The organism is Pseudomonas sp. XS1P51 (assembly GCF_054897845.1).
This window is the reverse complement of sequence record NZ_CM142707.1, coordinates 6,435,402-6,460,918: the sequence shown is the minus strand read 5'-3', so window position 1 is coordinate 6,460,918 and position 25,517 is coordinate 6,435,402. Positions and strand designations below refer to the sequence as shown.

Genomic DNA, 25,517 nt, shown 5'->3' with positions numbered 1-25,517 from the left:
GAGTTGAAACGGGCGAAAATCCAGTTGGCCATGCGCCGCGCCGAACTCAAAAAAGCTCAAGCCAGTGAAGCACCGGCTGAACAGATCGAAGCGCTGGAACGAGCACTCAGCGAAGCCGAACAGAACCTGCACGCCGTCGAAGCGGTCAGTGAACAACCTTTGCCTGACCTGGCGCGGGTCGAAAAGCGCCCCATCAACAGCCAGCTTCGACAGCTGAAAACCGAATTGGCCTACGCCCGCGCCGATGTCAGCAAACTCGAACGACAGGCCGATACCCCCGCCGAGTTGATGGACAAGGCGCGCGCCCGCTTGCAAGAAGCCGAGCGTCAGGTGAATGCCTATGTCGCTCCTTGAGTCGGTCGACGAGCGCCTTCAGCAGGCCATGAAGCTGGTGTTGCTGGCCACCTTGCCGGGAATGCTGGTGTTGTTCTGGCTGTATGGCTGGGGAGTGTTGATCAACCTGATTCTGGCGGGCATTACCGCACTGGCCGTTGAAGCGGCCGTGTTGCGCCTGCGCAAGCGCGCGCTCAAGCCGACCTTGAGCGACGGCAGCGCCCTGGTCAGCGCCACGCTGCTGGCACTGGCCTTGCCGCCTTACTGCCCGTGGTGGCTGACCGTCTGTGCAGCGGCCTTCGCGATGGTGTTCGGCAAGCACCTGTATGGCGGCGTCGGCAAGAATCCGTTCAACCCGGCCATGCTCGGTTTCGCCCTGGTGCTGGTGACCTTTCCCCAGCCAATGACTCACTGGCCATCGTCCCATGGCATGGACCTGCTCGGTGGTTTGCAGCAGGTGTTCGGTTTCAGCCTCAGTCAAACGCCGGATGCATGGGTTCAGGCCACGGCGCTGGACAGCCTGCGAATCAATAAAAGCCTGACCATGGACGAACTCTTCGCCGGCAACCCGGCGTTCGGCCACTTCGGCGGTCGCGGTGTGGAATGGGTCAACCTGGCCTTTCTGGCGGGCGGCGCGTTTCTGCTGCAACGACGGGTGTTCAGTTGGCATGCGCCGGTCGGCATGCTCGCCAGCCTGTTTATCATTAGCCTGCTGTGCTGGAACGGTTCGGGCTCCGACTCCCATGGCTCGCCGCTGTTTCACCTGCTCACCGGCGCGAGCATGCTGGGCGCATTCTTCATCGTCACGGAGCCGGTGTCCGGAGCAAAGAGCCCCGGTGCCCGACTGCTGTTCGGCGCGGGTGTGGGGCTGCTGACGTATTTGATTCGCACATGGGGCGGCTATCCGGACGGCGTAGCCTTCGCCGTGCTGCTGATGAACCTTTGTGTACCGGCGCTGGAGCGGTTTGTCGCGTCCAGGCAGGAGCAGGCTGCGTCATGAGCCGAGCGTCGAGCGTTATGATCCTGGTGTTGCTGGCAGGTCTGGGGATTGGCGCGACTTACCTTGTGCAGCACATCAGCGCGCCGCGCATTGCGGCCGAACAGCGCCTGATCGACAGCCGCAATTTGCTCGACCTGCTCCCCCCTGACAGCTACGACAATCAGCCGCTGGAACAGCCGCTCAACTTCGCAAACATTGCATTGCCCAACAGCACACTGCCGGGTGGCTACCGGGCAACCAAGGCCGGACAACCCAGCGCCGTCTTGCTGCGCAGCCAGACCCTGGGCTATGCGGGCGCCATCGACTTGTTGATCGCCATCGGCGCGAACGGCAAGTTACTGGGCGTCAAAACCCTCAAACAATCGGAAACCCCGGGGTTGGGTGCGCGGATCGCCGACTGGCCCAATACCTGGCTTCAAGTTTTCTCCGGCAAGTCCCGAACCGAACCTGCCGACAATGGCTGGGCATTGAAAAAGGATCTAGGGCAATTCGATCAGATCGCTGGCGCGACCATCACTTCAAGAGCGGTGATCAACGCGATCCATGACGCGTTGCGTTACTTCGACGAGAACTCGCAACAGCTGATCGGGAGCAATCCCCATGAATAAGTCATCGTCTCTGCAGCACTCACTGATGCTCGCGCCGCTGATCGGTGCCACGGACTCATGGATGACCGCGCTGGGCGTGTGGCTGATGTTCATCGTGGTCATCAGCGCCTTTGGCGTGAGCATGGGCGCCTTGCGATCCCGACTGATCCCGGCGACACACGTACTTGCCGGCATCGTGCTGGCGGCCACGCTGACCAGTTGCGCAGAACTCGCCGCGCAAGCCGGGTCGCTTCGATGGCATCAGCATTTGGGGATCTATGCAGGATTGATCGCCTTGCAATGCGTGGTTCTGGACCACACGGGTTTTTTCCAGAGTGCATGGCGTGATCGCCTGCGCCTGTGTGGCCTGTTCGGCGCGTTGATGGTGGGTCTGGGCCTGCTGCGCGAGCTCATCGGCAGCGGTGGCTTGCACCTCGCCACTCTGGCCCCTGGCGGGTTCATTCTGCTGGGACTGCTGCTCGCCGCCTGGCAGGCCTGGGCCCGTCCGACTCACTCACACTGACCGACTTCGAGGAAACGCACTGCCCATGAATGCCGCAAAACGTCTGGAAATTTTCCGCAGGCTGCATGAAGACAACCCGGAACCGAAGACCGAACTGGCCTACTCCTCGCCGTTCGAATTGCTGATCTCGGTGATTCTCTCGGCACAATCGACCGATGTCGGCGTCAACAAAGCCACCGCAAAACTCTACCCGGTGGCCAATACGCCGCAGGCGATTTATGCGCTGGGCGTCGAGGGATTGTCGGAATACATCAAGACCATCGGCCTGTTCAACAGCAAAGCGAAAAACGTGATCGAGACCTGTCGCTTGCTGGTGGAGCGCCATGGAGGCGAAGTGCCGCAAACCCGCGAAGAGCTGGAAGCGCTACCCGGCGTCGGCCGCAAGACCGCCAACGTGGTGCTCAACACGGCCTTCCGCCAACTGACCATGGCCGTGGACACCCATATTTTCCGGGTCAGCAACCGCACCGGCATTGCTCCAGGCAAAAATGTGGTCGAGGTTGAGAAAAAACTGATGAAGTTCGTGCCAAAGGAGTATCTGCTCGACTCTCATCACTGGCTGATCCTCCACGGGCGCTACGTTTGCCTGGCCCGCAAGCCTCGCTGCGGCAGTTGCCGGATCGAAGACTTGTGCGAATACAAGCACAAGACCTCGGACGATTGAGCCGCTATTAGGTTTATTGATTTATCGATTGAAAAAATCTTTTTTACCCGCAGAGCGATTGTCGATATAAGGAGCGCCAAAGGCAGTCTTAGCCTGGAGTTGACTTTATGAGCACTGGCAAAGAGCAATTGGACGTAGAAGACGACTTCACCCCCGTTGAAGCCGAGGACGCTGAACCGGTGGTTGAAGTGGCAAAGACCAACCTGAGCAAACGCCGCACCATCGACAATCTGCTGGAGGAGCGCCGACTGCAAAAGCAATTGGCCGATTACGATTTTGACCTATGACACCTAAAAGCCTCCCGAAACGGAGGCTTTTTACCAGGTGCCGGCCCCAAAAAACACCCGCTCATCTTGCCCTCTCAAACGCTTGCGCCATCACACCAGACCATTGCGTTGAGCCAGTTCGATCAGGTCGACCAGTGAACGAGCATTGAGCTTCAGCAACAGACGAGTCTTGTAAGTACTGACGGTTTTATTGCTGAGGAACATTCCATCGGCGATCTCTTTGTTGGTCTTGCCTCGAGCCAACTGTTGCAAGACCATCATTTCCCGTCCCGACAAACGATCCACCATATCGGCTTCACTGGCATTTCCCAGACTGGAGCGCACGGTATGCAAGGCTTGATTGGGAAAGTAACTGTAGCCTGACAATACAGCCTTTATTGCACTGAGCAACTCAGTGAGATCCTGTTGCTTGCAGACATATCCGGCGGCACCCGACTGCATGCAACGCATGGAAAAATGCCCCGGCGCCTGGGAAGTCAATATCAGCACTTTCATTGGCATCGCCGCCGATGTCAGGCGAGCAATAACTTCGAGCCCATCCAGTTTCGGTATTCCAATATCCAGGATGACAATATCCGGCATATGTTCACGAGCAAGTTGTAATGCATCCACGCCGTTATCTGTTTCTGCAATGACTTCGTAGCCATGACGCTCCATTAGCATACGTACCGCAAGACGAATGACGGGGTGATCATCCACGATCAGCACTTTATTCATGGGCAAGTCCAATTTTCGCTGTTCGAATTTTTAGAGCCCGCACAATAGCCTAGTCGTTTCACCCATGGCATGCCGTGCCCCCCGGCCACCCGCACCGAGAGACATACCCTACAAACATCACGGATTAATCCTACAAAAATTCTTTGGATACAGTTCATCAGAAGCAGTATCGGTCTCACGATACTGCATTTTTTTAAAATTATTTGTATCGACTTACAACCAAAAAACGCATAAGAACACCTCGTATCGATGATACCGACATACGCCGCTTATTGAGCTACCCTTAAGAACAGCCGGTACTTCCCGGGCCCAAGATCCGAACCATAAATATCACACACCAGGCACCATGAAAAACAATCCATACTCCCAGCACTGAAAAACAGATATATCCGAACCACAAAAATTACAGCTACTATAACAGCCAAACAACCAAGCAATTACCCATTAACCAATTGAGAAAAGACTAACTTCCATGAGTAAAAAATATGACAAGACTCAAACAAAGAATAACCAACCCCATGACCGTCATCGCGATATTCGCAACACTGTCTGAAACATCGGCAGCGGTCTCTCTGCCCTTCCTCGACGATGACGAGAGAGAGATCTATCTCTGGTTCCTGATCAGCTTTCCCTTTTATTTGCTCTTTCTGTTCTTCGCCACACTCAACTTCAATTATCGATCGCTTTACGCGCCTTCTGATTTTGAGAAAGGAAAGCAATTCATAAAAGTCATGGGCAACGCTGAGCGCCCGGAAAACAGCAACGTCAGAATGTTGAGCAACGAACCATCCCGTCACCGATCAGGGGATGCCCAGGCACCGCCAAGCAAAATCGGATTGCAGGTAAACCTCTCCGCTCAGCACCATGTTCGGCTGCCCGAGTTACTAAGAGACCTGCACATCATTGATGCAAGGTGGATGAATAAAAAAGTCGAGTTCCGCTCCCTGCTGGAAAAGATTCGAAAGCCCAAGGGAGACCCGGCGCAAGTCGTCGTGTTTCTCACGGAAACCGAATCGGACACATTATTGAAGGAAAGCGCACTCAAAAACCCGAAGAATGCAAAGAAGCGCAGCGGAACAACGTTCTGCATTGCTTACAATTTGAACTCACACGACATGACGGTCATTGATCAAACTTGCTAACTGACACGCAGCAGTCAGTAGCTCCTCAAGACCGATCAGAGAGAAGAAGACACGAAGGTATTAAAAGAAACAAGAATGCGGAACGTAATATCAGAGAGAAAGTCCCTCTTTTCAAATTTGTGGCCTTGTCGACGACAAGGCCACAAATTCAATTACGCAAAGGCCTCAGAAAAGCTTCCGGCCTTTGTTCGCTGCGATACGCATGCGCAAGGCGTTGAGCTTGATGAAGCCCGCCGCGTCGGCCTGGTTGTAGGCGCCGCCATCTTCCTCGAAGGTCGCGATGTTGGCGTCGAACAACGATTCGTCGGACTTGCGGCCAGTAACGATTACGTTGCCCTTGTACAGCTTCAGGCGAACGACACCGTTCACGTGAGCCTGGGACGCATCGATCATCTGTTGCAGCATCAGACGCTCAGGACTCCACCAGTAACCGGTGTAGATCAGGCTGGCGTATTTCGGCATCAGCTCGTCTTTGAGGTGAGCCACTTCGCGGTCCAGTGTGATCGACTCGATCGCACGGTGAGCGCGCAGCATGATGGTGCCACCCGGGGTTTCGTAGCAGCCACGGGACTTCATGCCCACGTAACGGTTCTCGACGATGTCCAGACGGCCGATACCGTGTTCGCCACCGATACGGTTCAAGGTCGCCAGCACAGTGGCCGGGGTCATTTCGACGCCGTCCAGTGCAACGATGTCGCCGTTGCGGTAGGTCAGTTCCAGGTATTGCGCCTTGTCTGGAGCCTTCTCCGGGGAGACGGTCCAGCGCCACATGTCTTCTTCGTGCTCGGTCCAGGTGTCTTCCAGCACGCCGCCTTCATAGGAGATGTGCAGCAGGTTGGCATCCATCGAGTACGGGGATTTTTTCTTGCCGTGACGCTCGATCGGAATGTTGTGCTTCTCGGCGTAATCCATCAGCTTTTCACGGGAGAGCAGGTCCCATTCGCGCCAAGGAGCGATCACTTTCACGCCTGGCTTCAAGGCATAGGCGCCCAGTTCGAAACGAACCTGGTCGTTACCCTTGCCGGTGGCGCCGTGGGAAATGGCGTCAGCACCGGTTTCGTTGGCGATTTCGATCAGGCGTTTGGCGATCAACGGACGAGCGATGGAAGTACCCAGCAGGTACTCGCCTTCGTAAACGGTGTTGGCGCGGAACATCGGGAAAACGAAATCGCGTACGAATTCTTCGCGCAAGTCGTCGATGTAGATCTCTTTCACGCCCATGGCCTGAGCCTTGGCGCGTGCAGGTTCGACCTCTTCGCCCTGACCCAGGTCAGCGGTGAAGGTCACGACTTCACAGTTATAAGTATCCTGCAGCCACTTGAGGATCACCGAAGTGTCCAGGCCGCCGGAATACGCCAGAACGACCTTGTTTACGTCCGCCATGCCATCACTCCACGGGGTTCTACGGAAAGCCGCCAAGTCTACCGGTCATGCAGGATAATTTACAGAGGCGCGACAGCTTATGACGACGAAGCGACAGATTATGTCGAGCGAGCGACGATTACAGCGGGTTCAGGAGGTCTTCCCCGCGCTCGCCGACACCGTTGCCTGAGGGGCCGGCTGCTCGGTAGGCGCGACCCGTGCGAGGTGCACATTGACCCGACGGTTCTTCGCCCGATTGGCAGAATTGGTGTTGGGCGCCAACGGATAACGTTCACCGTGAAAGCGCACGGTGATCTGCGACTCCTGAACACCGTTGGCCTTGAAAAACTCCATGACCGCCAGGGCCCGCCGCCGCGACAGGTCACGATTGGTCAGGCGGTTGCCGCTGTTGTCGGAGTGACCGTCGAGCTCGATGTGATTGACCGTCGGATCGGCCTTCATGAACTCCAGCATCACCTGCAACTGAGACCTGGCCTGCGCGTCGAGATCCAGGCCGTCACCGGGAAAGCCGATCTGCGTTTGTTTAACCTGCTCGAAATTCTTCGGCAGCAGTTTCGCGACACAGCCCTGATAATCGTTGAACGCCTTGCTGAACTTGACCGGCAGCAGGCGCACTTCCGACACCCGGCCATCACCCGAGAAATGCCGGACGACCGGACTGCGGCCATCCATCAAGCCACTGATCAGGCGCCCGGCCTGGACTTGCGAACTGTTGAACAGCACATTGCCGCTGCCAATCTGGACGGAACCGAGATTGATGTCGCCACGCCCAGGCTGCCAGGGCGCAGCGGCCGCCAGCAAGGTCGCCGAACCGCCGCCGACCATCGAGTTGTAGGCCTTCAGACGAAACGTCGCCTGTTCGCCGGCGCGACGCACGAACTCACCCGAACCGAAATCGGTAATCGGTTGAGTCAGGCGGCACTCGAACTTGTCCCCTTCGACCGTCCACTCGATGCTCTCCAGACGGGTCTGGAAAGTGAGCGCCATCGCGGGAAGGCTGGCAAACACACTGAGCAAGGCTAAATAACGCTGGCGCACGGGAGGCTCCACTGGCTTCTACAACAAAAAGACCGACACACACATGTTTACGGCATACCTGTTGGATATCGGAAGCTTCCTGCAAAACTTGATAGCGAGTGCCTGAGAGAGTCTTTTCCGGTAGCATTCCCCTCAGTTTGACCCGCCTGGAATCCCCTCATGTCCGACCGCCTGACCCTGCTGCGTCCCGACGACTGGCATATTCATCTTCGCGATGGTGCCGTGTTGACCAATACCGTTGCGGATGTCGCGCGCACCTTTGGTCGCGCCATCATCATGCCCAACCTGGTACCTCCGGTGCGTAACGCCGCTGAAGCCGACGGCTATCGCCAGCGGATTCTCGCTACACGCCCGGCCGGCAGTCGCTTCGAACCGTTGATGGTCCTTTACCTGACCGACCGCACCCAGCCCGAAGAAATTCGTGAAGCCAAGGCCAGCGGTTTCGTTCACGCCGCCAAGCTGTACCCGGCCGGCGCGACCACCAACTCGGACTCTGGCGTCACCAGCATCGACAAGATCTTCCCTGCACTTGAGGTCATGGCCGAAGTCGGGATGCCCTTGCTGGTTCACGGTGAAGTCACCCGTAGCGATGTCGATGTGTTCGACCGCGAAAAACTCTTCATCGATGAGCACATGCGTCGTGTGGTCGAGCGTTTTCCGACGCTCAAAGTGGTGTTCGAACACATCACCACCGCTGACGCCGTGCAGTTCGTCAACGAGGCTTCGGCCAACGTTGGCGCGACCATCACCGCCCATCATCTGCTGTACAACCGCAACCACATGCTGGTCGGCGGGATTCGGCCGCACTTCTACTGCTTGCCGATTCTCAAGCGCAACACTCACCAGGAAGCCTTGCTCGATGCCGCCACCAGCGGCAGCGACAAGTTTTTCCTCGGCACCGACTCGGCCCCCCATGCCCAGCACGCCAAGGAAGCCGCTTGCGGCTGTGCCGGTTGCTACACCGCCTATGCAGCGATCGAGATGTATGCCGAAGCCTTCGAGCAGCGCAACGCGCTGGACAAGCTCGAAGCCTTCGCCAGCCTTAACGGTCCACGCTTCTATGGCCTGCCGGTGAACACCGATCGCATTACCCTGGTCCGCGACGAGTGGACCGCCCCGACCAGCCTGCCATTTGGCGAGCTGACCGTAATCCCGCTGCGCGCCGGTGAAAAACTGCGCTGGCGCCTGCTGGAGGAACACGCGTGAGTGAAGACCATTTCGACGACGAACAGGACGGTCAAGGCGGCGGAGGTGGTTCCCGCCACCCGATGGCTGAGCGCTTCCGTGGATACCTGCCAGTCGTTGTCGACGTTGAAACCGGTGGTTTCAACTCTGCCACTGACGCCTTGCTGGAAATTGCCGCGACCACCATCGGCATGGACGAAAAAGGGTTTGTGTACCCCGATCACACCTACTTCTTTCGTGTCGAGCCTTTTGAAGGCGCGAACATCGAAGCGGCCGCCCTGGAATTTACCGGGATCAAACTCGATCATCCGCTGCGCATGGCGGTGAGTGAGGAGGCAGCACTGACCGATATCTTCCGTGGCATACGCAAGGCGTTGAAAGCCAACGGCTGCAAGCGGGCGATTCTGGTGGGCCATAACAGCAGCTTCGACCTGGGCTTCCTCAACGCTGCGGTTGCGCGCCTGGACATGAAGCGCAACCCGTTTCATCCGTTCTCGAGCTTCGACACCGCAACGCTCGCAGGTCTGGCCTACGGTCAAACCGTCCTGGCCAAGGCCTGTCAGGCCGCCGACATCGACTTCGACGGTCGCGAGGCCCACTCGGCTCGTTACGACACCGAGAAGACGGCCGAGCTGTTCTGCGGCATCGTCAATCGCTGGAAACAAATGGGCGGCTGGGAAGACTACAACGACTGATTGTGGGAGCGAGCTTGCTCGCGATGCTCGTCAACGATAACGCTGCAAGTCTGGCCCCCCGCGGCGCTCTCAGATCCATCGCGAGCAAGCTCACTCCTACAAGTCGCAGTTTTATCCCGCCCATAAAAAAACCGGCCTCAACGGCCGGTTTTTTATGCCTCGAACATGCCTTACAGCGCGGCAGCGTTCTCAGTCAGGTAAGCCGCGACGCCTTCGGTCGAAGCGGTCATGCCTTTGTCGCCTTTTTTCCAGTTGGCAGGGCAGACTTCGCCGTGCTCTTCGTGGAACTGCAGAGCGTCGATCAGACGGATCAGCTCCTCAATGTTACGGCCCAGCGGCAGGTCGTTGATGATCTGCGAGCGGACAACGCCTTTGTCGTCGATCAGGAACGCGCCACGGAAAGCCACACCGCCTTCGGACTCAACGTCGTAGGCCTTGGCGATTTCGTGCTTCAGGTCGGCCGCCATGGTGTAGCGAACTTCGCCGATGCCACCATTGTTGACCGGGGTGTTGCGCCATGCGTTGTGAGTGAAGTGCGAGTCAATCGAAACCGCGATCACTTCAACGTTGCGTGCCTTGAAGTCAGACATGCGGTTGTCCAGAGCGATCAGCTCGGACGGGCAAACGAAGGTGAAGTCCAGTGGGTAGAAGAACACCAGGCCGTATTTGCCTTTGATGGCCGACGACAGGGTGAAGCTGTCTACGATTTCGCCATTGCCGAGTACGGCCGGTACGGTGAAGTCAGGGGCTTGTTTGCCTACGAGTACGCTCATTGGATATCTCCTGGTGTAATGACGTGAAGTACCGGGTTCGTATCAGCCTGCCACCCTCAGGCGACAGCCCTGTGACACCAACCCGCTCCATAAGGACCGGTCATCATACACTGCGTTTTTGAGCTGCCCCCAACGGTTTTTCGCAGGCACGTTAAATTGCCGGCGCCACGGTTACTGGCAGATTGCCCTGAAGAAAACCGTTCGTCAGTCGCACTCGCTTATAACGCGAAGCTTTCAGAAACCACTTTGACAATCATTCTCGTTAACATTAAGATCCATCGCAACTGAGTCACAACCAGCGACGGTTCTCACTTTATGTATGTCTGCCTCTGCACTGGCGTCACCGACGGTCAAATCCGCGATGCAATCTATGAAGGATGCTGCAGCTACAAGGAAGTCCGTCAGGCTACCGGCGTAGCCAGCCAATGCGGTAAATGCGCCTGCCTTGCCAAGGAAGTGGTTCGCGAAACCCTGACCAAATTGCAATCCGCCCAGGCCGCGATTCCTTATCCCGTAGAATTTACTGCCGCGTAAGTAACCCATTTCAAAGAACCGGACTTGATGTCCGGTTTTTTTATGCCTGAAAATCAATCGCTTACGCTCTAGACGCGGAACACAAACATTCTTATTCCGATTAATTTTCACTTAAGTTTCAATAACTTAGGTTTGACACTCTTAATTGTGCGGCTCAAACTCTGCCTCATAGACAGCTAATACAGGGCAGGACCCCATCATGAAAGGCGACATTACAGTCATCCAGCATCTCAACAAGATCCTTGCCAATGAGCTGGTCGCGATCAATCAATACTTTCTGCATGCACGCATGTATGAAGATTGGGGTCTGAACAAGCTCGGCAAGCACGAGTACCACGAATCCATCGACGAGATGAAGCACGCGGACAAGCTGATCAAGCGCATCCTGTTCCTCGAAGGCCTGCCGAACGTCCAGGACCTGGGCAAGCTGCAGATCGGCGAACACACTCAGGAAATGATTGAGTGCGACCTGCGTATTGAACGCACCGGTCATGCGGACCTGAAAGTCGCGATCGCTCATTGCGAAACCGTTGGCGACTTTGGTAGCCGCGAACTGCTCGAAGATATCCTTGAGTCCGAAGAAGAACATATCGACTGGCTGGAAACCCAACTGGGCCTGATCGATAAAATCGGTCTTGAGAACTATCTGCAATCGCAGATGGGCGAAGAGTAGGAGCTGTGTAGGAGCTGTCGAGTGCAACGAGGCTGCGATCTTGGCGATGGCAGCGGCGACATCGACATAACTTATCAAGCGCAATAAAAAGCCCCGCCCCTCTTTCGAGGAGCGGGGCTTTTTAGTTGCTGAAGATCAAAAGATCGCAGCCTCGTTGCACTCGACAGCTCCTACAAGGGAGCCAATCGTCTTAGGCTTCGGTCTTGTTGGCAGCAGCCGCTTCGACAGCAGCCTTGATGGTGGTTTGCAGCGAACCGTCTGCAGCCATCTCGGTCATGATGTCGCTACCGCCGACCAGCTCACCACCGACCCACAGTTGCGGGAAGGTTGGCCAGTTGGCGTATTTTGGCAGGTTGGCGCGGATTTCCGGGTTCTGCAGGATATCCACGTACGCGAACTTTTCACCACAAGCCATGACGGCCTGCGCGGCTTTCGCAGAGAAGCCACACTGCGGGGCATTCGGCGAACCTTTCATGTAAAGCAGAATGGTGTTGTTAGCAATCTGCTCTTTAATCGTTTCGATGATATCCATGGAGCACCTCGGCTGAACTTTCCGACTCAGTGGTCGGCACGGTGGCGCATTGTAACGGAAACCCAAGCGCCATGCTCGGTCTCCCCGACAGACTTGATCAAGCCGCCGCCACGGTCACCGGCACGCCGTTCAACGCCGCATTTCCCGACAGCTCGTCAAGTTGACACTCATCGGTCAGGTCATTGGCGCTGGAACCCGGCTGACCACTGGCAATCGTCATCTGCACACCCGGCCGCGCATGACCCCAACCGTGAGGCAGGCTGACCACGCCTTTCATCATATCCAGACTGCCCAGCACTTCAACTTCGATCATGCCGACCCGGGAGCTGACCCGCACGCGCTGCCCATCATTGAGCCCACGACTGGCCAGGTCGTCCGGATGCATCAGCAATTGATGACGCGGCTTGCCCTTCACCAGCCTGTGGTAATTGTGCATCCACGAGTTATTGCTGCGTACATGGCGACGGCCGATCATCAACAACTCATCGGCGGCCGGCGCTTGCAAGGCTGCAAAGCGTGCCAGGTCGGCGAGGACCTCGACGGGCGCTGCCTGGACTCGCTGGTTTGCGGTTTTCAGACGCGGAGCGAGGTTGGATTTCAGCGCCCCGAGATCGACGCCATGCGGGTGATCGAACAAGGTGGCGAGCGACAACTTTTGTTCCGAGGCATCGCCGTAAAGCCCCATCCGCAGACCACGATCAATCATCTGCGCAGGCGCAATTGTAGGTTTCAACTCTTTGCCGGTCTTCGCAGCGAATGCCTTGGCCAGGCCGACGAAAATCTCCCAGTCATGCAGCGCACCTTCCGGTTTGGCCAGGATTGCGCGGTTGAAGCGCGTCACGTTACGCACCGCAAACATGTTGAACGTTGTGTCGTAATGATCGTTTTCCAGGGCCGAGGTCGACGGCAGGATCAGGTCGGCATAACGCGTGGTTTCATTGATGTACAGGTCGATGCTGACCATGAACTCCAGGCCATCCAGTGCCTGTTCCAGTTGCCGGCCATTGGGCGTGGACAACACCGGATTACCCGCCACGGTGATGAGCGCGCGGACCTGCCCTTCCCCTTCGGTGAGCATCTCTTCGGCCAGCGCCGACACCGGTAGCTCTCCACCGTACTCCGGACGCCCGGACACCCGGCTCTGCCACCGATTGAAATGCCCGCCCGAGGTGGACGCCACCAGGTCTACCGCAGGTTCGGTGCACAACGCACCGCCCACGCGGTCGAGGTTGCCGGTCACCAGGTTGATCAACTGCACAACCCAATGACACAGGGTACCGAACGCCTGGGTCGAGACCCCCATGCGGCCGTAACAGACCGCTGTCGGCGCCGCCGCGAAGTCCCGCGCCAGTTGGCGGATCTGCTCTGCGGGCACAGCGCACAACGGGCTCATGGCCTCGGCAGTGAAGGTTGCGACCGCCTCGCGCACCTCATCCAGACCGTCTACCGGCAAATGACTGTCGCGGGTCAGGCCTTCGGCGAACAAGGTATTGAGTAGCCCGAACAACAGCGCTGCATCGCCACCGGGACGCACGAACAGATGCTGATCGGCAATCGCCGCCGTTTCGCTGCGGCGTGGATCGACCACCACCACTTTGCCGCCCCGGGCCTGAATCGCCTTCAAGCGTTTTTCCACATCCGGCACGGTCATGATGCTGCCGTTGGAGGCCAGCGGATTGCCGCCGAGGATCAACATGAAATCGGTGTGATCGATGTCCGGGATCGGCAGCAGCAACCCGTGGCCGTACATCAAATGGCTGGTCAGGTGATGAGGCAATTGGTCGACCGACGTCGCGGAAAACCGGTTACGGGTCTTCAGCAGGCCTAAAAAATAATTGCTGTGGGTCATCAGCCCATAGTTGTGCACGCTGGGGTTGCCTTGATAGACCGCCACTGCGTTCTGCCCGTGACGTTCCTGGATCGCCGACAGGCGTTCGGCTACAAGGCTGAAGGCGTCTTCCCACTCGATAGGCTGCCATTCGCTGCCGACCCGCAGCATCGGTTGGCGCAGGCGATCCGGATCGTTCTGAATGTCTTGCAGCGCCACAGCCTTGGGGCAGATATGCCCGCGGCTGAACGTATCAAGGGCGTCGCCCTTGATCGAGGTGATCTGCACGCTGCCTTCGATCTCGGTGGTTTCGATGGTCAGGCCGCAGATGGCTTCACACAGGTGGCACGCACGGTGATGGAGAGTCTTGGTCATGGCCAGTCTCTGTCTTGTTCTGGGCGGGCAATGTCGCCCGCGGAAACAAAACTATGGCGCGTGACCCGCCGCCGCGCCAGCGACGTTCGTCTTGTGAATCGGCGGCCATCAGGCCAGCCGATGGCCGCTCGGGTCAGTTCGGCGAGAGCCTGGGCGGCGCCTGCAACTGGATCTCCTGAATGGTTTCGATCTGCTCGTGAGCGACATGCACCCCGGTGAGTTCGCCGATCAGGTGCCAGTGCTCGTCGAGGCCGGTGCTGATGGTGACCATGCGGTCGATCATTCGTCGGGCGGCGGCCCTGGTGACTTCGTCTTCGCTGCGCAACAACTCGAAGGACATCGAAGTCATGGACGCGGTGAGATGGGTCAGTGAGCGGGCTGTGAGGCCGAGTAACTCCATTAGCTGCTGTTCTTTCGATTCCATTCCAAAGGCTTCCTGCGTCGCTCGTGATTTAGTTATAACCCAGCACTTTGCATTAGCAAGTGTTTCAGGCAAGGCACATTGCCATCAGAGGTCTCGAATACCGGGTCAGAAACCGACCATCAGAGTGCCATCCCCGCCCCGTTTGATTGCAAAGCCCCGTGAGCCCAGTGTACAAATGACGGGCTGCTGTCAGGAAACAGGCTTCAAAAGCGCTACTGCGATCACCCCGTAGCCCCTCTGAAATCCCCTAAAAACCGTAGCCCTATTGGTAAGACGCGACATTTAATTATAAGATCGCGCCTTCCCCTATTTCGTCGCCCCGTGCGGCTTACGCCGCAGGTCTCGCCCGTTTTTCAGTTAAACAAGGCTTTGAGTATCTGCGGTCTGTTGCAAAAAGGTAGTCAATGATGAGCGCAAGGCACTTTCTCTCCCTGATGGATTGCACGCCCGAAGAGCTGGTCAGCGTGATCCGTCGAGGCGTTGAGCTCAAAGACCTGCGTAACCGCGGCGTACTGTTCGAGCCTCTGAAAAACCGCGTGCTCGGGATGATTTTCGAGAAGTCCTCGACCCGCACCCGTATCTCGTTCGAAGCCGGCATGATCCAGCTCGGCGGCCAGGCGATCTTCCTCTCGCCGCGCGACACGCAACTGGGCCGTGGCGAGCCGATCGGCGACTGCGCGATTGTCATGTCGAGCATGCTCGACGCCGTGATGATCCGTACCTTTGCCCACAGCACCCTGACCGAATTCGCCGCCAACTCCCGCGTGCCCGTGATCAACGGCCTGTCCGATGACCTGCACCCGTGCCAGCTGCTGGCCGACATGCAGACATTCCTCGAACACCGCGGCTCGATCCAGGGCAAAACCGTGGCCTGGATCGGCGACGGCAACAACATGTGCAACAGCTATATAGAAGCGGCGATCCAGTTCGACTTCCAGTTGCGCATCGCCTGCCCGGAAGGTTTTGAACCCAACCCCGAATTCGTGGCCAAGGCCGGTGACCGGGTGACCATCGTCCGCGATCCGAAGGATGCCGTGCGCGGTGCCCACCTGGTCAGCACCGACGTCTGGACCTCGATGGGCCAGGAAGAAGAAACCGCCAAGCGCCTGAAACTGTTCGCACCGTTCCAGGTCAACCGCGCCCTGCTCGACCTGGCCGCACCGGACGTGCTGTTCATGCACTGCCTGCCGGCCCACCGTGGCGAGGAAATCAGCGTCGACCTGCTCGACGACCCGCGCTCGGTCGCCTGGGATCAAGCGGAAAACCGTCTTCACGCACAAAAGGCCCTGCTCGAGTTTCTCGTCGAGCCGGCGTACCACCACGCATGAGTCATCCATTACTGCTAAACCTGCGCAACCTCGCTTGCGGCTATCAAGACCAGCGGGTGGTACAAAACCTCAATCTGCATTTGAACGCTGGCGATATCGGTTGCCTGCTCGGCTCTTCGGGCTGCGGCAAGACCACCACCCTGCGAGCCATTGCCGGTTTCGAACCGGTGCATGAAGGTGAAATTCAACTGGCCGGGGAAACAATCTCCAGCGCCGGTTTTACCCTCGCCCCGGAGAAACGCCGGATCGGCATGGTGTTCCAGGACTACGCGCTGTTTCCGCATTTGAGCGTGGCCGAGAACATCGCTTTCGGGATTCGCAAGCATCCGCAAAAGGATCGTATCACCGAAGAGCTGCTGGAACTGGTCAACCTCAAGAACCTCGGCAAACGCTTCCCGCACGAGCTGTCCGGTGGCCAGCAACAGCGTGTCGCCCTGGCCCGCGCCCTGGCGCCGGAACCGCAACTGCTGCTGCTCGATGAGCCGTTCTCCAACCTCGATGGCGAACTGCGGCGCAAACTCAGCCATGAAGTGCGCGACATCCTGAAGGCCCGAGGCACCAGCGCTATTCTGGTGACCCATGATCAGGAAGAAGCCTTTGCGGTCAGTGACCATGTTGGCGTTTTCAAGGAAGGTCGCCTGGAGCAGTGGGATACGCCCTACAACCTCTATCACGAACCGCTGACACCGTTTGTGGCCAGTTTCATCGGCCAGGGTTACTTCATTCGCGGTCAACTGAGCAGCCCGGAGTCGGTACAGACCGAGTTGGGTGAGTTGCGCGGCAATCGGGCTTACACATGGCCGATCGGTAGCGCCGTGGACGTATTGCTGCGGCCCGACGATATTGTTTATGCGCCGGACAGCGCGCTGAAGGCGAGGATTGTTGGCAAGAGCTTCCAGGGTGCTTCGACCCTGTATCGACTGCAGCTACCAACAGGGGCACAACTGGAATCGATCTTTCCGAGCCATGCCGATCATCAGGTCGGCGCTGAGGTCGGCATTCGTGTCGCAGCTGAACACCTGGTGCTGTTCCAGGCCTCCGGCAGCACGGCGGCGCAGATTCCGCCGGTCGAGTCAGGTGTCCGGCGGTACAGCACCGCCAGCTGACAAACACGAACTGAATGTGGGAGCGAGCCTGCTCGCGATGGCGGTGTATCAGTCGACATTATCGTTAACTGACACGCAGCCATCGCGAGCAGGCTCGCTCCCACAGTAAGTTTCCGTCAACCCAGCATGAGTGTGCCGCTCGCCACCAACGTCGCATTCCCGCCTATCTTCACCCGCTTCCCTTCCAGCCGACAGAACAACTCCCCACCCCGTGCCGAACACTGGTAAGCCGTCAGACTCGACTTGCCCAAACGCTTTGACCAGTACGGAATCAGGCTGCAATGAGTCGACCCGGTCACTGGATCTTCATTGATACCGATCGCCGGCGCGAAGTACCGCGACACAAAATCATGCTTGCTGCCCTTGGCGGTGACGATGGCTCCCGGCCACGGCAACTTGGCCAATGCGAGCATGTCCGGCTGACAATCGAGCACAGCTTGCTCGGACTCCAGCACCACAAACAATTCATTCGAACCCAGCACATCGACCGCTTCGACACCCAGTGCGCGCTCGACGTCCAGGGTCACGCCCACTTCCGACGGATCAATTGCCGGGAAATCCAGCCATAACTGCTTACCTTCGCGACTTACACTCAACGGGCCGGATTTGCAGATAAAGTCCAGACGATCCACCGGCTCTTTGTAGATCTCAAACAGTACGTAAGCGCTGGCCAAGGTCGCATGACCGCACAACGGCACTTCGGTCGTCGGAGTAAACCAGCGGATGTGCCAGCCCGATCCTTCACGCACCACAAAGGCGGTTTCGGCGAGGTTGTGCTCGGCGGCGATCTTCTGCATCAGCTCATCGGCGAGCCAGGCATCGAGGCGATAGACCATCGCCGGGTTACCACTGAACGGCCGATCGCTGAACGCATCGACCTGATGAAACTCAAGCTGCATAACCTTCTCCCTTGGTCAGGTCGCCGAGCATGAAGTCGTCGAAAAAAACGCACCAGTGACAGAGCGGGCTTTTTTCCACCATACAGCGCGGTGCCGAGCCTTCAGGCGCGGCCAATATCAGCGAACGTTGCCTGAGTGTGTTCGGCCAGCACGGCGGGGGCCAATTCCACTTCCAGACCACGTCGACCCGCACTGACAAAAATACTGGCAAAGGGCTGAGCCGAATTATCGATAAAAGTGCGTAAGCGCTTCTTCTGACCCAACGGACTGATCCCGCCCAAGAGGTAACCGGTGGATCGCTGCGCAGCCGCAGGGTCGGCCATTTCGACCTTTTTCACGCCCGCAGCATGAGCCAGCGCCTTCAAATCAAGGCTTCCGACGACCGGCACCACGGCCACCAACAATTCCCCTTTCTCACTCGCCGCCAGCAATGTCTTGAACACCTGAGCCGGGTCCAGGCCCAGTTTCTCCGCGGCCTCCAGCCCATAGGACGCGGCCTTCGGATCATGTTCGTAACTGTGCACGCGATGTTCGGCGCGAACTTTTTTCAACAAATCCAATGCGGGGGTCATGACAGCTCCAGACTGGTTGGCAGAGAAAAAACACAGCACTGGATTCTAGGTCATTGATCGATAAAAGGCTCTATTGCGGCGCTATTTCAAAGGCTTGGCGATGCGTCTTGCCGTTCGTCCACGTTCTGCCTGCCGCGTGAACGATACGATCATTCACATGACTAATAGTTGGATTGTGACTGACGGTTCACTTTCGACCTTTGACAGCAGTGTTTCTTGTCTATATTTTTTCGAATGTGAATGCTGTACGAATACAACAACGCGGCACCCAGCAGTAAGCCGGGAACAGGATGGGGATCCTGCCTCGGAGAAAATCGCGCTTCGGCCGTGATGAAAGAAGCGCCAGACAACAACAAAAACGAGGTTTCCAATGACAACTGCTTTACAACAACCGTCGCTCTCAAGCCAATGCATGGCCGAGTTTCTGGGTACTGCACTGCTTATATTTTTTGGTACCGGTTGTGTTGCCGCGCTCAAGGTCGCGGGTGCCAGCTTTGGCTTGTGGGAAATCAGCATCATCTGGGGTATTGGCGTGAGCATGGCGATCTACCTGACCGCCGGCGTTTCCGGGGCCCACCTCAACCCTGCCGTCAGCATTGCCCTGAGCATTTTCGCTGACTTTGAAAAGCGAAAACTGCCTTTCTATATTCTTGCCCAAGTGGCCGGCGCCTTCTGTGGCGCATTGTTGGTTTACACGCTGTACAGCAATTTATTCTTCGATTACGAACAAACTCACCATATGGTTCGTGGCACCCAGGTCAGCCTCGAGTTAGCGTCGGTATTCTCGACCTTCCCCAACCCTGCCCTGACCACGGCCCAGGCCTTTCTGGTTGAAGTGGTCATCACCGCCATCCTGATGGGCGTGATCATGTCCCTGACCGACGACAACAACGGCCTGCCAAAAGGGCCGCTCGCTCCGCTGCTGATCGGCCTGCTGATTGCGGTGATCGGTAGCTCGATGGGCCCACTGACCGGTTTTGCGATGAACCCGGCGCGTGACTTCGGCCCCAAACTGATGACTTTCTTCGCTGGCTGGGGTGAAATTTCCCTCACCGGTGGACGTGATATTCCGTATTTCCTGATTCCGATTTTTGCACCAATTGTGGGTGCCTGCCTCGGTGCTGCAGCGTATCGCGGGCTGATTGCCCGTCATCTGCCCAGCGCCATACCTGCTACAAAGGACGCAACACCGGCCATTGACGGCAAACCAAGAACTTCTTGATACCGTAGGCGCGTGATCCTGCCCATTTGGTCCCGCGCCTGACCTCACTCCCTTTTTTTCGTCCAAGGCAATCGACATGACCGACATTCAGAATAAGAACTACATCATTGCCCTCGATCAGGGTACGACCAGCTCCCGCGCAATCATTTTCGACCGCGACGCGAACGTGGTCTGCACCGCCCAGCGGGAATTCGTACAGCATTACCCGCAAGCCGGTTGGGTCGAACACGATCCGATGGAAATCTTCGCCACCCAAAGCGCCGTGATGGTCGAGGCCCTGGCTCAAGCCGGCCTGCATCACGACCAGGTCGCGGCCATCGGCATCACCAACCAGCGCGAAACCACCGTGGTCTGGGACAAGACCACCGGCCGTCCGATCTACAACGCAATCGTCTGGCAGTGCCGCCGCAGCACCGAGATCTGCCAGCAACTCAAGCGCGATGGCCACGAGCAATACATCAGTGAAACCACTGGCCTGGTCACCGACCCGTACTTCTCCGGCACCAAGCTCAAGTGGATCCTCGACAACGTCGAAGGCAGCCGTGAACGTGCGCGCAAAGGCGAACTGTTGTTCGGCACCGTCGACAGCTGGCTGATCTGGAAATTTACCGGCGGCAAAGTACACGTCACCGACTACACCAACGCCTCGCGCACCATGCTCTTTAACATCCACACCCTGGAGTGGGACGCGAAGATGCTGGAGGTGCTGGATATTCCGCGCGAAATGCTGCCGGAAGTTAAGTCGTCTTCGGAAATCTACGGCCACACCAAAAGCGGCATCGCCATCGGCGGTATTGCCGGCGACCAGCAAGCTGCCCTGTTCGGCCAGATGTGCGTCGAGCCAGGCCAGGCGAAAAACACCTATGGCACCGGCTGCTTCCTGCTGATGAACACCGGCGACAAAGCCGTGAAGTCCAAGCACGGCATGCTCACCACCATCGCTTGCGGCCCGCGTGGCGAAGTGGCCTACGCACTGGAAGGTGCGGTGTTCAACGGAGGCTCGACCGTTCAATGGCTGCGTGACGAACTGAAGATCATCAACGACGCCCACGACACCGAATACTTCGCCAACAAGGTCAAGGACAGCAACGGCGTGTACCTGGTGCCGGCCTTCACCGGTCTGGGCGCGCCCTACTGGGACCCGTATGCCCGTGGCGCACTGTTCGGCCTGACCCGTGGCGTACGCGTGGATCACATCATTCGCGCAGCGCTTGAGTCAATTGCCTACCAGACCCGCGACGTGCTCGACGCCATGCAACAGGACTCCGGCGAACGCCTCAAGTCCTTGCGCGTGGACGGTGGCGCCGTCGCAAACAATTTCCTGATGCAGTTCCAGGCCGACATCCTCGGCACTCAGGTCGAGCGTCCGCAGATGCGCGAAACCACGGCATTGGGCGCGGCTTACCTGGCGGGCCTGGCGTGCGGTTTCTGGGGCAGCCTGGACGAGTTGCGCGGCAAAGCAGTGATCGAGCGCGAGTTCGAACCGACACTGGACGAAACCGAGAAGGAAAAACTCTACGCCGGCTGGAAAAAAGCCGTCAGCCGCACCCGCGATTGGGAACCACACGAAGGAGCTGAATAAGCCAAGGACCGGACTCGTATCCGGTTGTAACTGGTCGGGAGCGGATTCCTGCGGCATCATGGGCAAATTTTTGCACGGCAGCCCAAAGGAAGCCCCATGAATCTGCCTCCCCGTCAGCAGCAAATCCTCGAACTGGTCCGCGAACGCGGCTATGTCAGCATCGAGGAAATGGCTCAGCTGTTCGTCGTTACACCGCAAACCATTCGCCGCGACATCAATCAGCTCGCGGAAGCCAATTTGTTGCGTCGCTACCATGGTGGCGCAGCCTACGACTCCAGCGTCGAAAACACTGCCTACGCCATGCGTGCCGATCAGATGCGCGATGAAAAGCAGCGTATCGGCGAAGCCATTGCCGCACAGATCCCCGATCACGCCTCGCTGTTCATCAACATCGGTACCACCACCGAATCGATTGCCCGGGCGTTGCTCAACCACAATCACCTCAAAATCATCACCAACAACCTACACGTGGCCTCGATGCTCAGCGCCAAGGACGATTTCGACGTTCTGCTGACGGGCGGCAATGTGCGGCGTGATGGCGGCGTGGTGGGTCAGGCCAGTGTCGACTTCATTAACCAGTTCAAGGTCGACTTTGCGCTGGTCGGCATCAGCGGTATTGATGAAGACGGCAGCTTGCTGGACTTTGATTATCAGGAAGTTCGGGTTTCGCAGGCGATCATTGCCAATGCCCGAAAGGTGATTTTGGCGGCGGACTCCAGCAAATTCGGGCGCAACGCCATGATTCGCCTGGGGCCGATCAGCTTGATCGATTGCCTGGTGACCGATCAACAACCTGTTCCAGCCTTGGCGCAGTTGTTGACTCAGCACAAGATTCGACTCGAAGTCGTTTAAGGCTTTCAGCCTCTAAAGATCGCAGCCTTCGGCAGCGCCTACAGGTTCACTCAATCCTGTAGGCGCTGCCGAAGGCTGCGATTTTTTGCTTTTAATGTTCGGAAATTTTCCTTTGACGGCCCTTCGATCAGTATTTTCAATCGAAGTTAACTGGCTGTTGGCAGCTTTATGGGCTACAATTTTCGCAAATGAACATTAATGTTCGAATTCCAATACAGAAAATCAAAAGAGCCCGAGGCCAGCCGATGCCCACTTCTACCTTGCCTACGCCCCCTCTCGCCGAGGCTTACGACATCGCCGTCATTGGTGGCGGGATCAATGGCGTGGGGATCGCAGCGGATGCCGCCGGTCGCGGTCTCTCGGTGTTCCTTTGCGAAAAGGATGACCTGGCCAGCCACACCTCGTCGGCCAGCAGCAAGCTGATCCACGGTGGCCTGCGCTACCTCGAACATTACGAGTTCCGCCTGGTGCGCGAAGCCCTGGCCGAGCGTGAAGTGCTGCTGGCCAAGGCGCCGCACATCGTCAAGCAAATGCGCTTCGTACTGCCGCATCGCCCGCACCTGCGTCCGGCGTGGATGATCCGCGCCGGTCTGTTCCTCTATGACAACCTGGGCAAACGGGAAAAACTTGAGGGTTCGAAAAGCCTGAAGTTCGGCCCGGACAGCCCGCTGAAAAGCGAAATCACCAAAGGCTTCGAATACTCCGATTGCTGGGTCGACGATGCGCGTCTGGTCGTACTGAACGCCATGGCCGCCCGCGAGCAAGGTGCACATGTCCACACCCAAACCCGTTGCGTCAGCGCCCGTCGCACCAAGGGTTTGTGGCATCTGCACCTGGAACGCGCCGATGGCAGCCTGTTTTCGATTCGCGCCAAGGCGCTGGTGAATGCGGCCGGCCCGTGGGTCGCCAAATTCATCCGTGACGACCTGAAGATGGAATCGCCGTACGGCATCCGCCTGATCCAGGGCAGTCACCTGATCGTGCCGAAACTGTACGAAGGCGAACACGCGCACATTCTGCAAAACGAAGATCAGCGCATCGTCTTCACCATTCCGTACCTGAACCACTTCACCCTGATCGGCACCACCGATCGCGAGTACACCGGCGACCCGGCTGCAGTTGCGATCACCGAAGGCGAAACCGATTACCTGCTCAAAGTGGTCAACGCCCACTTCAAGAAGCAGATCAGCCGCGACGACATCCTGCACAGCTATTCCGGTGTTCGTCCGCTGTGCAACGACGAATCCGACAACCCGTCGGCCGTCACCCGCGACTACACCCTGGCGCTGTCGGGCACCGGTGAAGAAGCACCGTTGCTGTCGGTATTCGGCGGCAAACTGACCACCTACCGCAAGCTGGCCGAGTCGGCGCTGGCGCAACTGGCTCCTTACTTCAAGGACATCAAACCAAGCTGGACCGCCAGCGCCACCCTCCCGGGCGGCGAAGACATGACCACCCCGCAGGCGTTGAGCTCGCTGATCCGCGACAAATTCGACTGGGTTCCTACAGAGATCTCCCGCCGCTGGGCCACCACCTACGGCAGCCGCACCTGGCGCATGCTCGAAGGCGTGCAGAACCTGAGCGATCTGGGCGAACACATCGGTGGCGGTCTCTACACCCGCGAAGTCGATTACCTGTGCAGCGAAGAGTGGGCGACCACGGCGCACGACATTCTTTGGCGCCGCAGCAAGCTCGGGTTGTTCACCACCCCGGCAGAACAGGAAAAGCTCAAGGACTACCTGAACAAGGTCGAGCAGAACCGCAGCAAGATCGAAGCGGCCTGATCGGGAATCCGGTTAAACGAAAGCCCCTGAATCGTGAGATTCAGGGGCTTTTTGCATCCCGCCAGACACCACACACTCAATGTGGGCGAGCCTGCTCGCGATAGCGGAGTGTCAGGCAACATCAATATAGGGCCTGATGGCCTCATCGCGAGCAGGCTCGCTCCCACAGGGGAACACCGAACGCATTCGGTTTTCCGAACGCGACCCATCCGTCGATTCGGTTAACCGGATTATCCATGACGAAAAATAACGCCATTAATATTTAATACCCTTACAAATCAATATGTTGATCTGTATGACCTGGCCTGGCACGAGTCATGCTCTACACTCTTGCACGAATGCTTGTTGCGCCAACCCTTCAGGAGCCGGCAGACATTCGAAGCACAAAAGGGCCGATGAACTGGCTCCATAAAAAAAACAATGTCGAGGAAAATTTGATGCGCATCGTTCCCCATATCCTGGGCGCAGCCATTGCTGCCGCTCTGATTAGCACTCCAGTTTTCGCTGCCGAGCTCACCGGCACACTGAAGAAGATCAAAGAGTCCGGCACCATCACCCTCGGGCATCGTGACGCTTCCATTCCGTTTTCCTATATCGCGGACGCTTCCGGCAAGCCGGTTGGCTACTCCCACGATATCCAGCTGAAAATCGTCGAAGCCATCAAGAAAGACCTGGACCTGCCGAACCTCCAGGTCAAATACAACCTGGTCACTTCGCAAACCCGTATTCCGCTGGTGCAAAACGGCACCGTGGACGTCGAATGCGGCTCCACCACCAACAACGTCGAGCGTCAGCAACAAGTTGACTTCTCCGTCGGCATCTTCGAAATCGGCACCAAACTGCTGGCCAAGAAAGATTCGCCATACAAAGACTTTGCCGATCTGAAAGGCAAGAACGTCGTGACCACCGCCGGCACCACGTCCGAGCGCATCCTCAAGTCGATGAACGCCGACAAGCAGATGGGCATGAACGTGATCTCCGCCAAGGACCACGGCGAGTCCTTCCAGATGCTGGAAACCGGCCGCGCAGTGGCCTTCATGATGGACGACGCCTTGCTGGCCGGTGAAATGGCCAAGGCCAAGCAGCCGACTGCCTGGGCCGTGACCGGTACTCCACAGTCCTACGAAATCTACGGCTGCATGGTTCGCAAGGGCGACGCACCGTTCAAGAAGGCTGTAGACGACGCGATCGTCGCGACCTACAAGTCCGGCGAGATCAACAAGATCTACGAAAAATGGTTCATGCAGCCAATCCCGCCAAAAGGCCTGAACCTGAACTTCCCGATGAGCGACGAGCTCAAGGCCCTGATCGCCAATCCGACCGATAAAGCGGCTGACGACAAGAAATCCTGATTTCTGACTAACCTTATCCCCTGAGAGGGCTTCTGCCCTTTCAGGGGATGGTCACTCCCTGCTGGCTTTTTTGGAAACACTCGAACCGGTGGCTGTCGAGCCGATCGTGTGTGCCTGACCGTCAACG

26 protein-coding genes are annotated in these 25,517 nt (G+C 57.7%); 17 read left to right on the top strand and 9 right to left on the bottom strand.

Translation table 11 applies throughout. The annotated features are described in order from the left end of the window. Window positions 1–340: 340 nt before the first annotated feature. From ACYZUD_RS29885 to ACYZUD_RS29865, 5 genes are all read left to right on the top strand, one after another. The gene (locus ACYZUD_RS29885; RefSeq protein ID WP_462021416.1) at window positions 341–1,333 is read left to right on the top strand and encodes an RnfABCDGE type electron transport complex subunit D; all 993 of its coding nucleotides are present in this window, start codon (window positions 341–343) and stop codon (window positions 1,331–1,333) included. Next, the gene (locus ACYZUD_RS29880) at window positions 1,330–1,941 is read left to right on the top strand and encodes an RnfABCDGE type electron transport complex subunit G (RefSeq protein ID WP_462021415.1); all 612 of its coding nucleotides are present in this window, start codon (window positions 1,330–1,332) and stop codon (window positions 1,939–1,941) included. The genes ACYZUD_RS29885 and ACYZUD_RS29880 overlap by 4 nt, the downstream gene beginning before the upstream one ends. Next, a complete protein-coding gene (locus ACYZUD_RS29875) occupies window positions 1,934–2,443 on the top strand; it encodes an Rnf-Nqr domain containing protein (protein ID WP_462021414.1) in 510 nt (169 codons plus the stop codon). Before ACYZUD_RS29880 ends, ACYZUD_RS29875 begins: the two co-directional genes overlap by 8 nt. A gap of 25 nt (window positions 2,444–2,468) precedes the next feature. Then, the gene (gene nth, locus ACYZUD_RS29870; protein WP_008032146.1) at window positions 2,469–3,107 is read left to right on the top strand and encodes an endonuclease III; all 639 of its coding nucleotides are present in this window, start codon (window positions 2,469–2,471) and stop codon (window positions 3,105–3,107) included. Between the two features lie 107 nt (window positions 3,108–3,214). Further along, window positions 3,215–3,394 carry a PA3496 family putative envelope integrity protein gene (locus ACYZUD_RS29865; RefSeq protein ID WP_059182237.1) on the top strand — a complete coding sequence of 60 codons (180 nt, stop codon included), beginning with the start codon at window positions 3,215–3,217 and terminating at the stop codon, window positions 3,392–3,394. Window positions 3,395–3,484: 90 nt separating this feature from the next. Here ACYZUD_RS29865 and ACYZUD_RS29860 read toward each other — a convergent pair whose 3' ends face one another. Then, a complete protein-coding gene (locus tag ACYZUD_RS29860; protein ID WP_462021413.1) occupies window positions 3,485–4,111 on the bottom strand; it encodes a response regulator in 627 nt (208 codons plus the stop codon). Between the two features lie 485 nt (window positions 4,112–4,596). Between ACYZUD_RS29860 and ACYZUD_RS29855 the strand changes: the two genes are divergently transcribed. Further along, window positions 4,597–5,253, top strand: coding sequence for a hypothetical protein (locus tag ACYZUD_RS29855; RefSeq protein WP_462021412.1), 657 nt, complete (start codon window positions 4,597–4,599; stop codon window positions 5,251–5,253). 165 nt (window positions 5,254–5,418) lie between these two features. On the opposite strand, the gene ACYZUD_RS29850 is transcribed toward ACYZUD_RS29855, so the two are convergent. Together ACYZUD_RS29850 and ACYZUD_RS29845 are read right to left on the bottom strand one after the other, a co-directional pair. Beyond that, the gene (locus ACYZUD_RS29850; RefSeq protein ID WP_008009296.1) at window positions 5,419–6,636 is read right to left on the bottom strand and encodes an argininosuccinate synthase; all 1,218 of its coding nucleotides are present in this window, start codon (window positions 6,634–6,636) and stop codon (window positions 5,419–5,421) included. Window positions 6,637–6,765: 129 nt separating this feature from the next. After that, window positions 6,766–7,674 carry a flagellar protein MotY gene (locus ACYZUD_RS29845; RefSeq protein ID WP_462021411.1) on the bottom strand — a complete coding sequence of 303 codons (909 nt, stop codon included), beginning with the start codon at window positions 7,672–7,674 and terminating at the stop codon, window positions 6,766–6,768. A gap of 159 nt (window positions 7,675–7,833) precedes the next feature. Between ACYZUD_RS29845 and pyrC the strand changes: the two genes are divergently transcribed. Continuing rightward, window positions 7,834–8,880, top strand: coding sequence for a dihydroorotase (gene pyrC / locus ACYZUD_RS29840; protein WP_462021410.1), 1,047 nt, complete (start codon window positions 7,834–7,836; stop codon window positions 8,878–8,880). Continuing rightward, entirely contained in the window at window positions 8,877–9,554 is a 678-nt protein-coding gene (rnt, locus tag ACYZUD_RS29835; RefSeq protein WP_149631464.1) for a ribonuclease T, read from the top strand. Before pyrC ends, rnt begins: the two co-directional genes overlap by 4 nt. A 170-nt stretch (window positions 9,555–9,724) precedes the next feature. Here the strand turns inward: rnt and ACYZUD_RS29830 are convergent, their stop codons facing one another. Continuing rightward, window positions 9,725–10,327, bottom strand: coding sequence for a peroxiredoxin C (locus ACYZUD_RS29830; RefSeq protein ID WP_462021409.1), 603 nt, complete (start codon window positions 10,325–10,327; stop codon window positions 9,725–9,727). 315 nt (window positions 10,328–10,642) lie between these two features. Between ACYZUD_RS29830 and ACYZUD_RS29825 the strand changes: the two genes are divergently transcribed. After that, complete coding sequence (locus ACYZUD_RS29825) at window positions 10,643–10,861, top strand: bacterioferritin-associated ferredoxin (RefSeq protein WP_033057470.1); 219 nt, start codon at window positions 10,643–10,645, stop codon at window positions 10,859–10,861. Between the two features lie 199 nt (window positions 10,862–11,060). Further along, window positions 11,061–11,534, top strand: coding sequence for a bacterioferritin (gene bfr, locus ACYZUD_RS29820; RefSeq protein ID WP_462021408.1), 474 nt, complete (start codon window positions 11,061–11,063; stop codon window positions 11,532–11,534). A gap of 190 nt (window positions 11,535–11,724) precedes the next feature. Here the strand turns inward: bfr and grxD are convergent, their stop codons facing one another. The 3 genes from grxD to ACYZUD_RS29805 all read right to left on the bottom strand — a co-directional run bounded on the left by grxD (window position 11,725) and on the right by ACYZUD_RS29805 (window position 14,693). Beyond that, window positions 11,725–12,066 carry a Grx4 family monothiol glutaredoxin gene (gene grxD, locus ACYZUD_RS29815; protein ID WP_007943565.1) on the bottom strand — a complete coding sequence of 114 codons (342 nt, stop codon included), beginning with the start codon at window positions 12,064–12,066 and terminating at the stop codon, window positions 11,725–11,727. Window positions 12,067–12,163: 97 nt separating this feature from the next. Then, on the bottom strand, window positions 12,164–14,269 hold the full coding sequence (locus ACYZUD_RS29810; RefSeq protein WP_462021407.1) for a molybdopterin oxidoreductase family protein: 2,106 nt from the start codon (window positions 14,267–14,269) through the stop codon (window positions 12,164–12,166). A gap of 133 nt (window positions 14,270–14,402) precedes the next feature. Next, complete coding sequence (locus ACYZUD_RS29805) at window positions 14,403–14,693, bottom strand: hypothetical protein (RefSeq protein ID WP_462021406.1); 291 nt, start codon at window positions 14,691–14,693, stop codon at window positions 14,403–14,405. A 407-nt stretch (window positions 14,694–15,100) separates the two neighbouring features. Between ACYZUD_RS29805 and argF the strand changes: the two genes are divergently transcribed. After that, entirely contained in the window at window positions 15,101–16,021 is a 921-nt protein-coding gene (gene argF, locus ACYZUD_RS29800) for an ornithine carbamoyltransferase (protein ID WP_074874030.1), read from the top strand. Then, a complete protein-coding gene (locus tag ACYZUD_RS29795; protein ID WP_462021405.1) occupies window positions 16,018–17,127 on the top strand; it encodes an ABC transporter ATP-binding protein in 1,110 nt (369 codons plus the stop codon). Before argF ends, ACYZUD_RS29795 begins: the two co-directional genes overlap by 4 nt. Window positions 17,128–17,243: 116 nt before the next feature. Here ACYZUD_RS29795 and ACYZUD_RS29790 read toward each other — a convergent pair whose 3' ends face one another. Together ACYZUD_RS29790 and ybaK are read right to left on the bottom strand one after the other, a co-directional pair. Then, the gene (locus ACYZUD_RS29790) at window positions 17,244–18,026 is read right to left on the bottom strand and encodes a PhzF family phenazine biosynthesis protein (RefSeq protein ID WP_462021404.1); all 783 of its coding nucleotides are present in this window, start codon (window positions 18,024–18,026) and stop codon (window positions 17,244–17,246) included. A gap of 101 nt (window positions 18,027–18,127) precedes the next feature. Then, window positions 18,128–18,598, bottom strand: coding sequence for a Cys-tRNA(Pro) deacylase (gene ybaK, locus ACYZUD_RS29785; RefSeq protein ID WP_462021403.1), 471 nt, complete (start codon window positions 18,596–18,598; stop codon window positions 18,128–18,130). 370 nt (window positions 18,599–18,968) lie between these two features. Between ybaK and ACYZUD_RS29780 the strand changes: the two genes are divergently transcribed. The 5 genes from ACYZUD_RS29780 (at window position 18,969) to ACYZUD_RS29760 (ending at window position 25,390) form a co-directional block, all read left to right on the top strand. Further along, window positions 18,969–19,820: an MIP/aquaporin family protein gene (locus ACYZUD_RS29780; RefSeq protein WP_462021402.1), complete on the top strand. Its 852-nt coding sequence runs from the start codon at window positions 18,969–18,971 to the stop codon at window positions 19,818–19,820. Window positions 19,821–19,896: 76 nt separating this feature from the next. Further along, a complete protein-coding gene (gene glpK, locus ACYZUD_RS29775) occupies window positions 19,897–21,402 on the top strand; it encodes a glycerol kinase GlpK (RefSeq protein ID WP_462021401.1) in 1,506 nt (501 codons plus the stop codon). A gap of 96 nt (window positions 21,403–21,498) precedes the next feature. Further along, window positions 21,499–22,254, top strand: a complete 756-nt coding sequence (locus ACYZUD_RS29770; RefSeq protein WP_462021400.1) for a DeoR/GlpR family transcriptional regulator — start codon at window positions 21,499–21,501, stop codon at window positions 22,252–22,254. A gap of 245 nt (window positions 22,255–22,499) precedes the next feature. Then, window positions 22,500–24,038 carry a glycerol-3-phosphate dehydrogenase gene (gene glpD / locus ACYZUD_RS29765; RefSeq protein WP_462021399.1) on the top strand — a complete coding sequence of 513 codons (1,539 nt, stop codon included), beginning with the start codon at window positions 22,500–22,502 and terminating at the stop codon, window positions 24,036–24,038. Window positions 24,039–24,475: 437 nt separating this feature from the next. Beyond that, a complete protein-coding gene (locus ACYZUD_RS29760) occupies window positions 24,476–25,390 on the top strand; it encodes a glutamate/aspartate ABC transporter substrate-binding protein (RefSeq protein WP_462021398.1) in 915 nt (304 codons plus the stop codon). The last annotated feature ends 127 nt before the right edge of the window (window positions 25,391–25,517 follow it).

What these genes read in the sequence shown, in the direction of transcription:
- ACYZUD_RS29780 (WP_462021402.1), top strand. Translation starts at nt 18,969, where the DNA reads ATGACAACTGCTTTACAACAACCGTCGCTCTCAAGCCAATGCATGGCC.
- ACYZUD_RS29830 (WP_462021409.1), bottom strand. Translation starts at nt 10,327, where the DNA reads ATGAGCGTACTCGTAGGCAAACAAGCCCCTGACTTCACCGTACCGGCC.
- ACYZUD_RS29885 (WP_462021416.1), top strand. Translation starts at nt 341, where the DNA reads ATGTCGCTCCTTGAGTCGGTCGACGAGCGCCTTCAGCAGGCCATGAAG.
- ACYZUD_RS29875 (WP_462021414.1), top strand. Translation starts at nt 1,934, where the DNA reads ATGAATAAGTCATCGTCTCTGCAGCACTCACTGATGCTCGCGCCGCTG.
- ACYZUD_RS29850 (WP_008009296.1), bottom strand. Translation starts at nt 6,636, where the DNA reads ATGGCGGACGTAAACAAGGTCGTTCTGGCGTATTCCGGCGGCCTGGAC.
- ACYZUD_RS29880 (WP_462021415.1), top strand. Translation starts at nt 1,330, where the DNA reads ATGAGCCGAGCGTCGAGCGTTATGATCCTGGTGTTGCTGGCAGGTCTG.
- ybaK (WP_462021403.1), bottom strand. Translation starts at nt 18,598, where the DNA reads ATGACCCCCGCATTGGATTTGTTGAAAAAAGTTCGCGCCGAACATCGC.
- bfr (WP_462021408.1), top strand. Translation starts at nt 11,061, where the DNA reads ATGAAAGGCGACATTACAGTCATCCAGCATCTCAACAAGATCCTTGCC.
- ACYZUD_RS29760 (WP_462021398.1), top strand. Translation starts at nt 24,476, where the DNA reads ATGCGCATCGTTCCCCATATCCTGGGCGCAGCCATTGCTGCCGCTCTG.
- glpD (WP_462021399.1), top strand. Translation starts at nt 22,500, where the DNA reads ATGCCCACTTCTACCTTGCCTACGCCCCCTCTCGCCGAGGCTTACGAC.
- ACYZUD_RS29855 (WP_462021412.1), top strand. Translation starts at nt 4,597, where the DNA reads ATGACAAGACTCAAACAAAGAATAACCAACCCCATGACCGTCATCGCG.
- ACYZUD_RS29790 (WP_462021404.1), bottom strand. Translation starts at nt 18,026, where the DNA reads ATGCAGCTTGAGTTTCATCAGGTCGATGCGTTCAGCGATCGGCCGTTC.
- ACYZUD_RS29810 (WP_462021407.1), bottom strand. Translation starts at nt 14,269, where the DNA reads ATGACCAAGACTCTCCATCACCGTGCGTGCCACCTGTGTGAAGCCATC.
- argF (WP_074874030.1), top strand. Translation starts at nt 15,101, where the DNA reads ATGAGCGCAAGGCACTTTCTCTCCCTGATGGATTGCACGCCCGAAGAG.
- ACYZUD_RS29825 (WP_033057470.1), top strand. Translation starts at nt 10,643, where the DNA reads ATGTATGTCTGCCTCTGCACTGGCGTCACCGACGGTCAAATCCGCGAT.
- ACYZUD_RS29770 (WP_462021400.1), top strand. Translation starts at nt 21,499, where the DNA reads ATGAATCTGCCTCCCCGTCAGCAGCAAATCCTCGAACTGGTCCGCGAA.
- nth (WP_008032146.1), top strand. Translation starts at nt 2,469, where the DNA reads ATGAATGCCGCAAAACGTCTGGAAATTTTCCGCAGGCTGCATGAAGAC.
- grxD (WP_007943565.1), bottom strand. Translation starts at nt 12,066, where the DNA reads ATGGATATCATCGAAACGATTAAAGAGCAGATTGCTAACAACACCATT.
- ACYZUD_RS29860 (WP_462021413.1), bottom strand. Translation starts at nt 4,111, where the DNA reads ATGAATAAAGTGCTGATCGTGGATGATCACCCCGTCATTCGTCTTGCG.
- ACYZUD_RS29795 (WP_462021405.1), top strand. Translation starts at nt 16,018, where the DNA reads ATGAGTCATCCATTACTGCTAAACCTGCGCAACCTCGCTTGCGGCTAT.
- ACYZUD_RS29805 (WP_462021406.1), bottom strand. Translation starts at nt 14,693, where the DNA reads ATGGAATCGAAAGAACAGCAGCTAATGGAGTTACTCGGCCTCACAGCC.
- ACYZUD_RS29865 (WP_059182237.1), top strand. Translation starts at nt 3,215, where the DNA reads ATGAGCACTGGCAAAGAGCAATTGGACGTAGAAGACGACTTCACCCCC.
- pyrC (WP_462021410.1), top strand. Translation starts at nt 7,834, where the DNA reads ATGTCCGACCGCCTGACCCTGCTGCGTCCCGACGACTGGCATATTCAT.
- glpK (WP_462021401.1), top strand. Translation starts at nt 19,897, where the DNA reads ATGACCGACATTCAGAATAAGAACTACATCATTGCCCTCGATCAGGGT.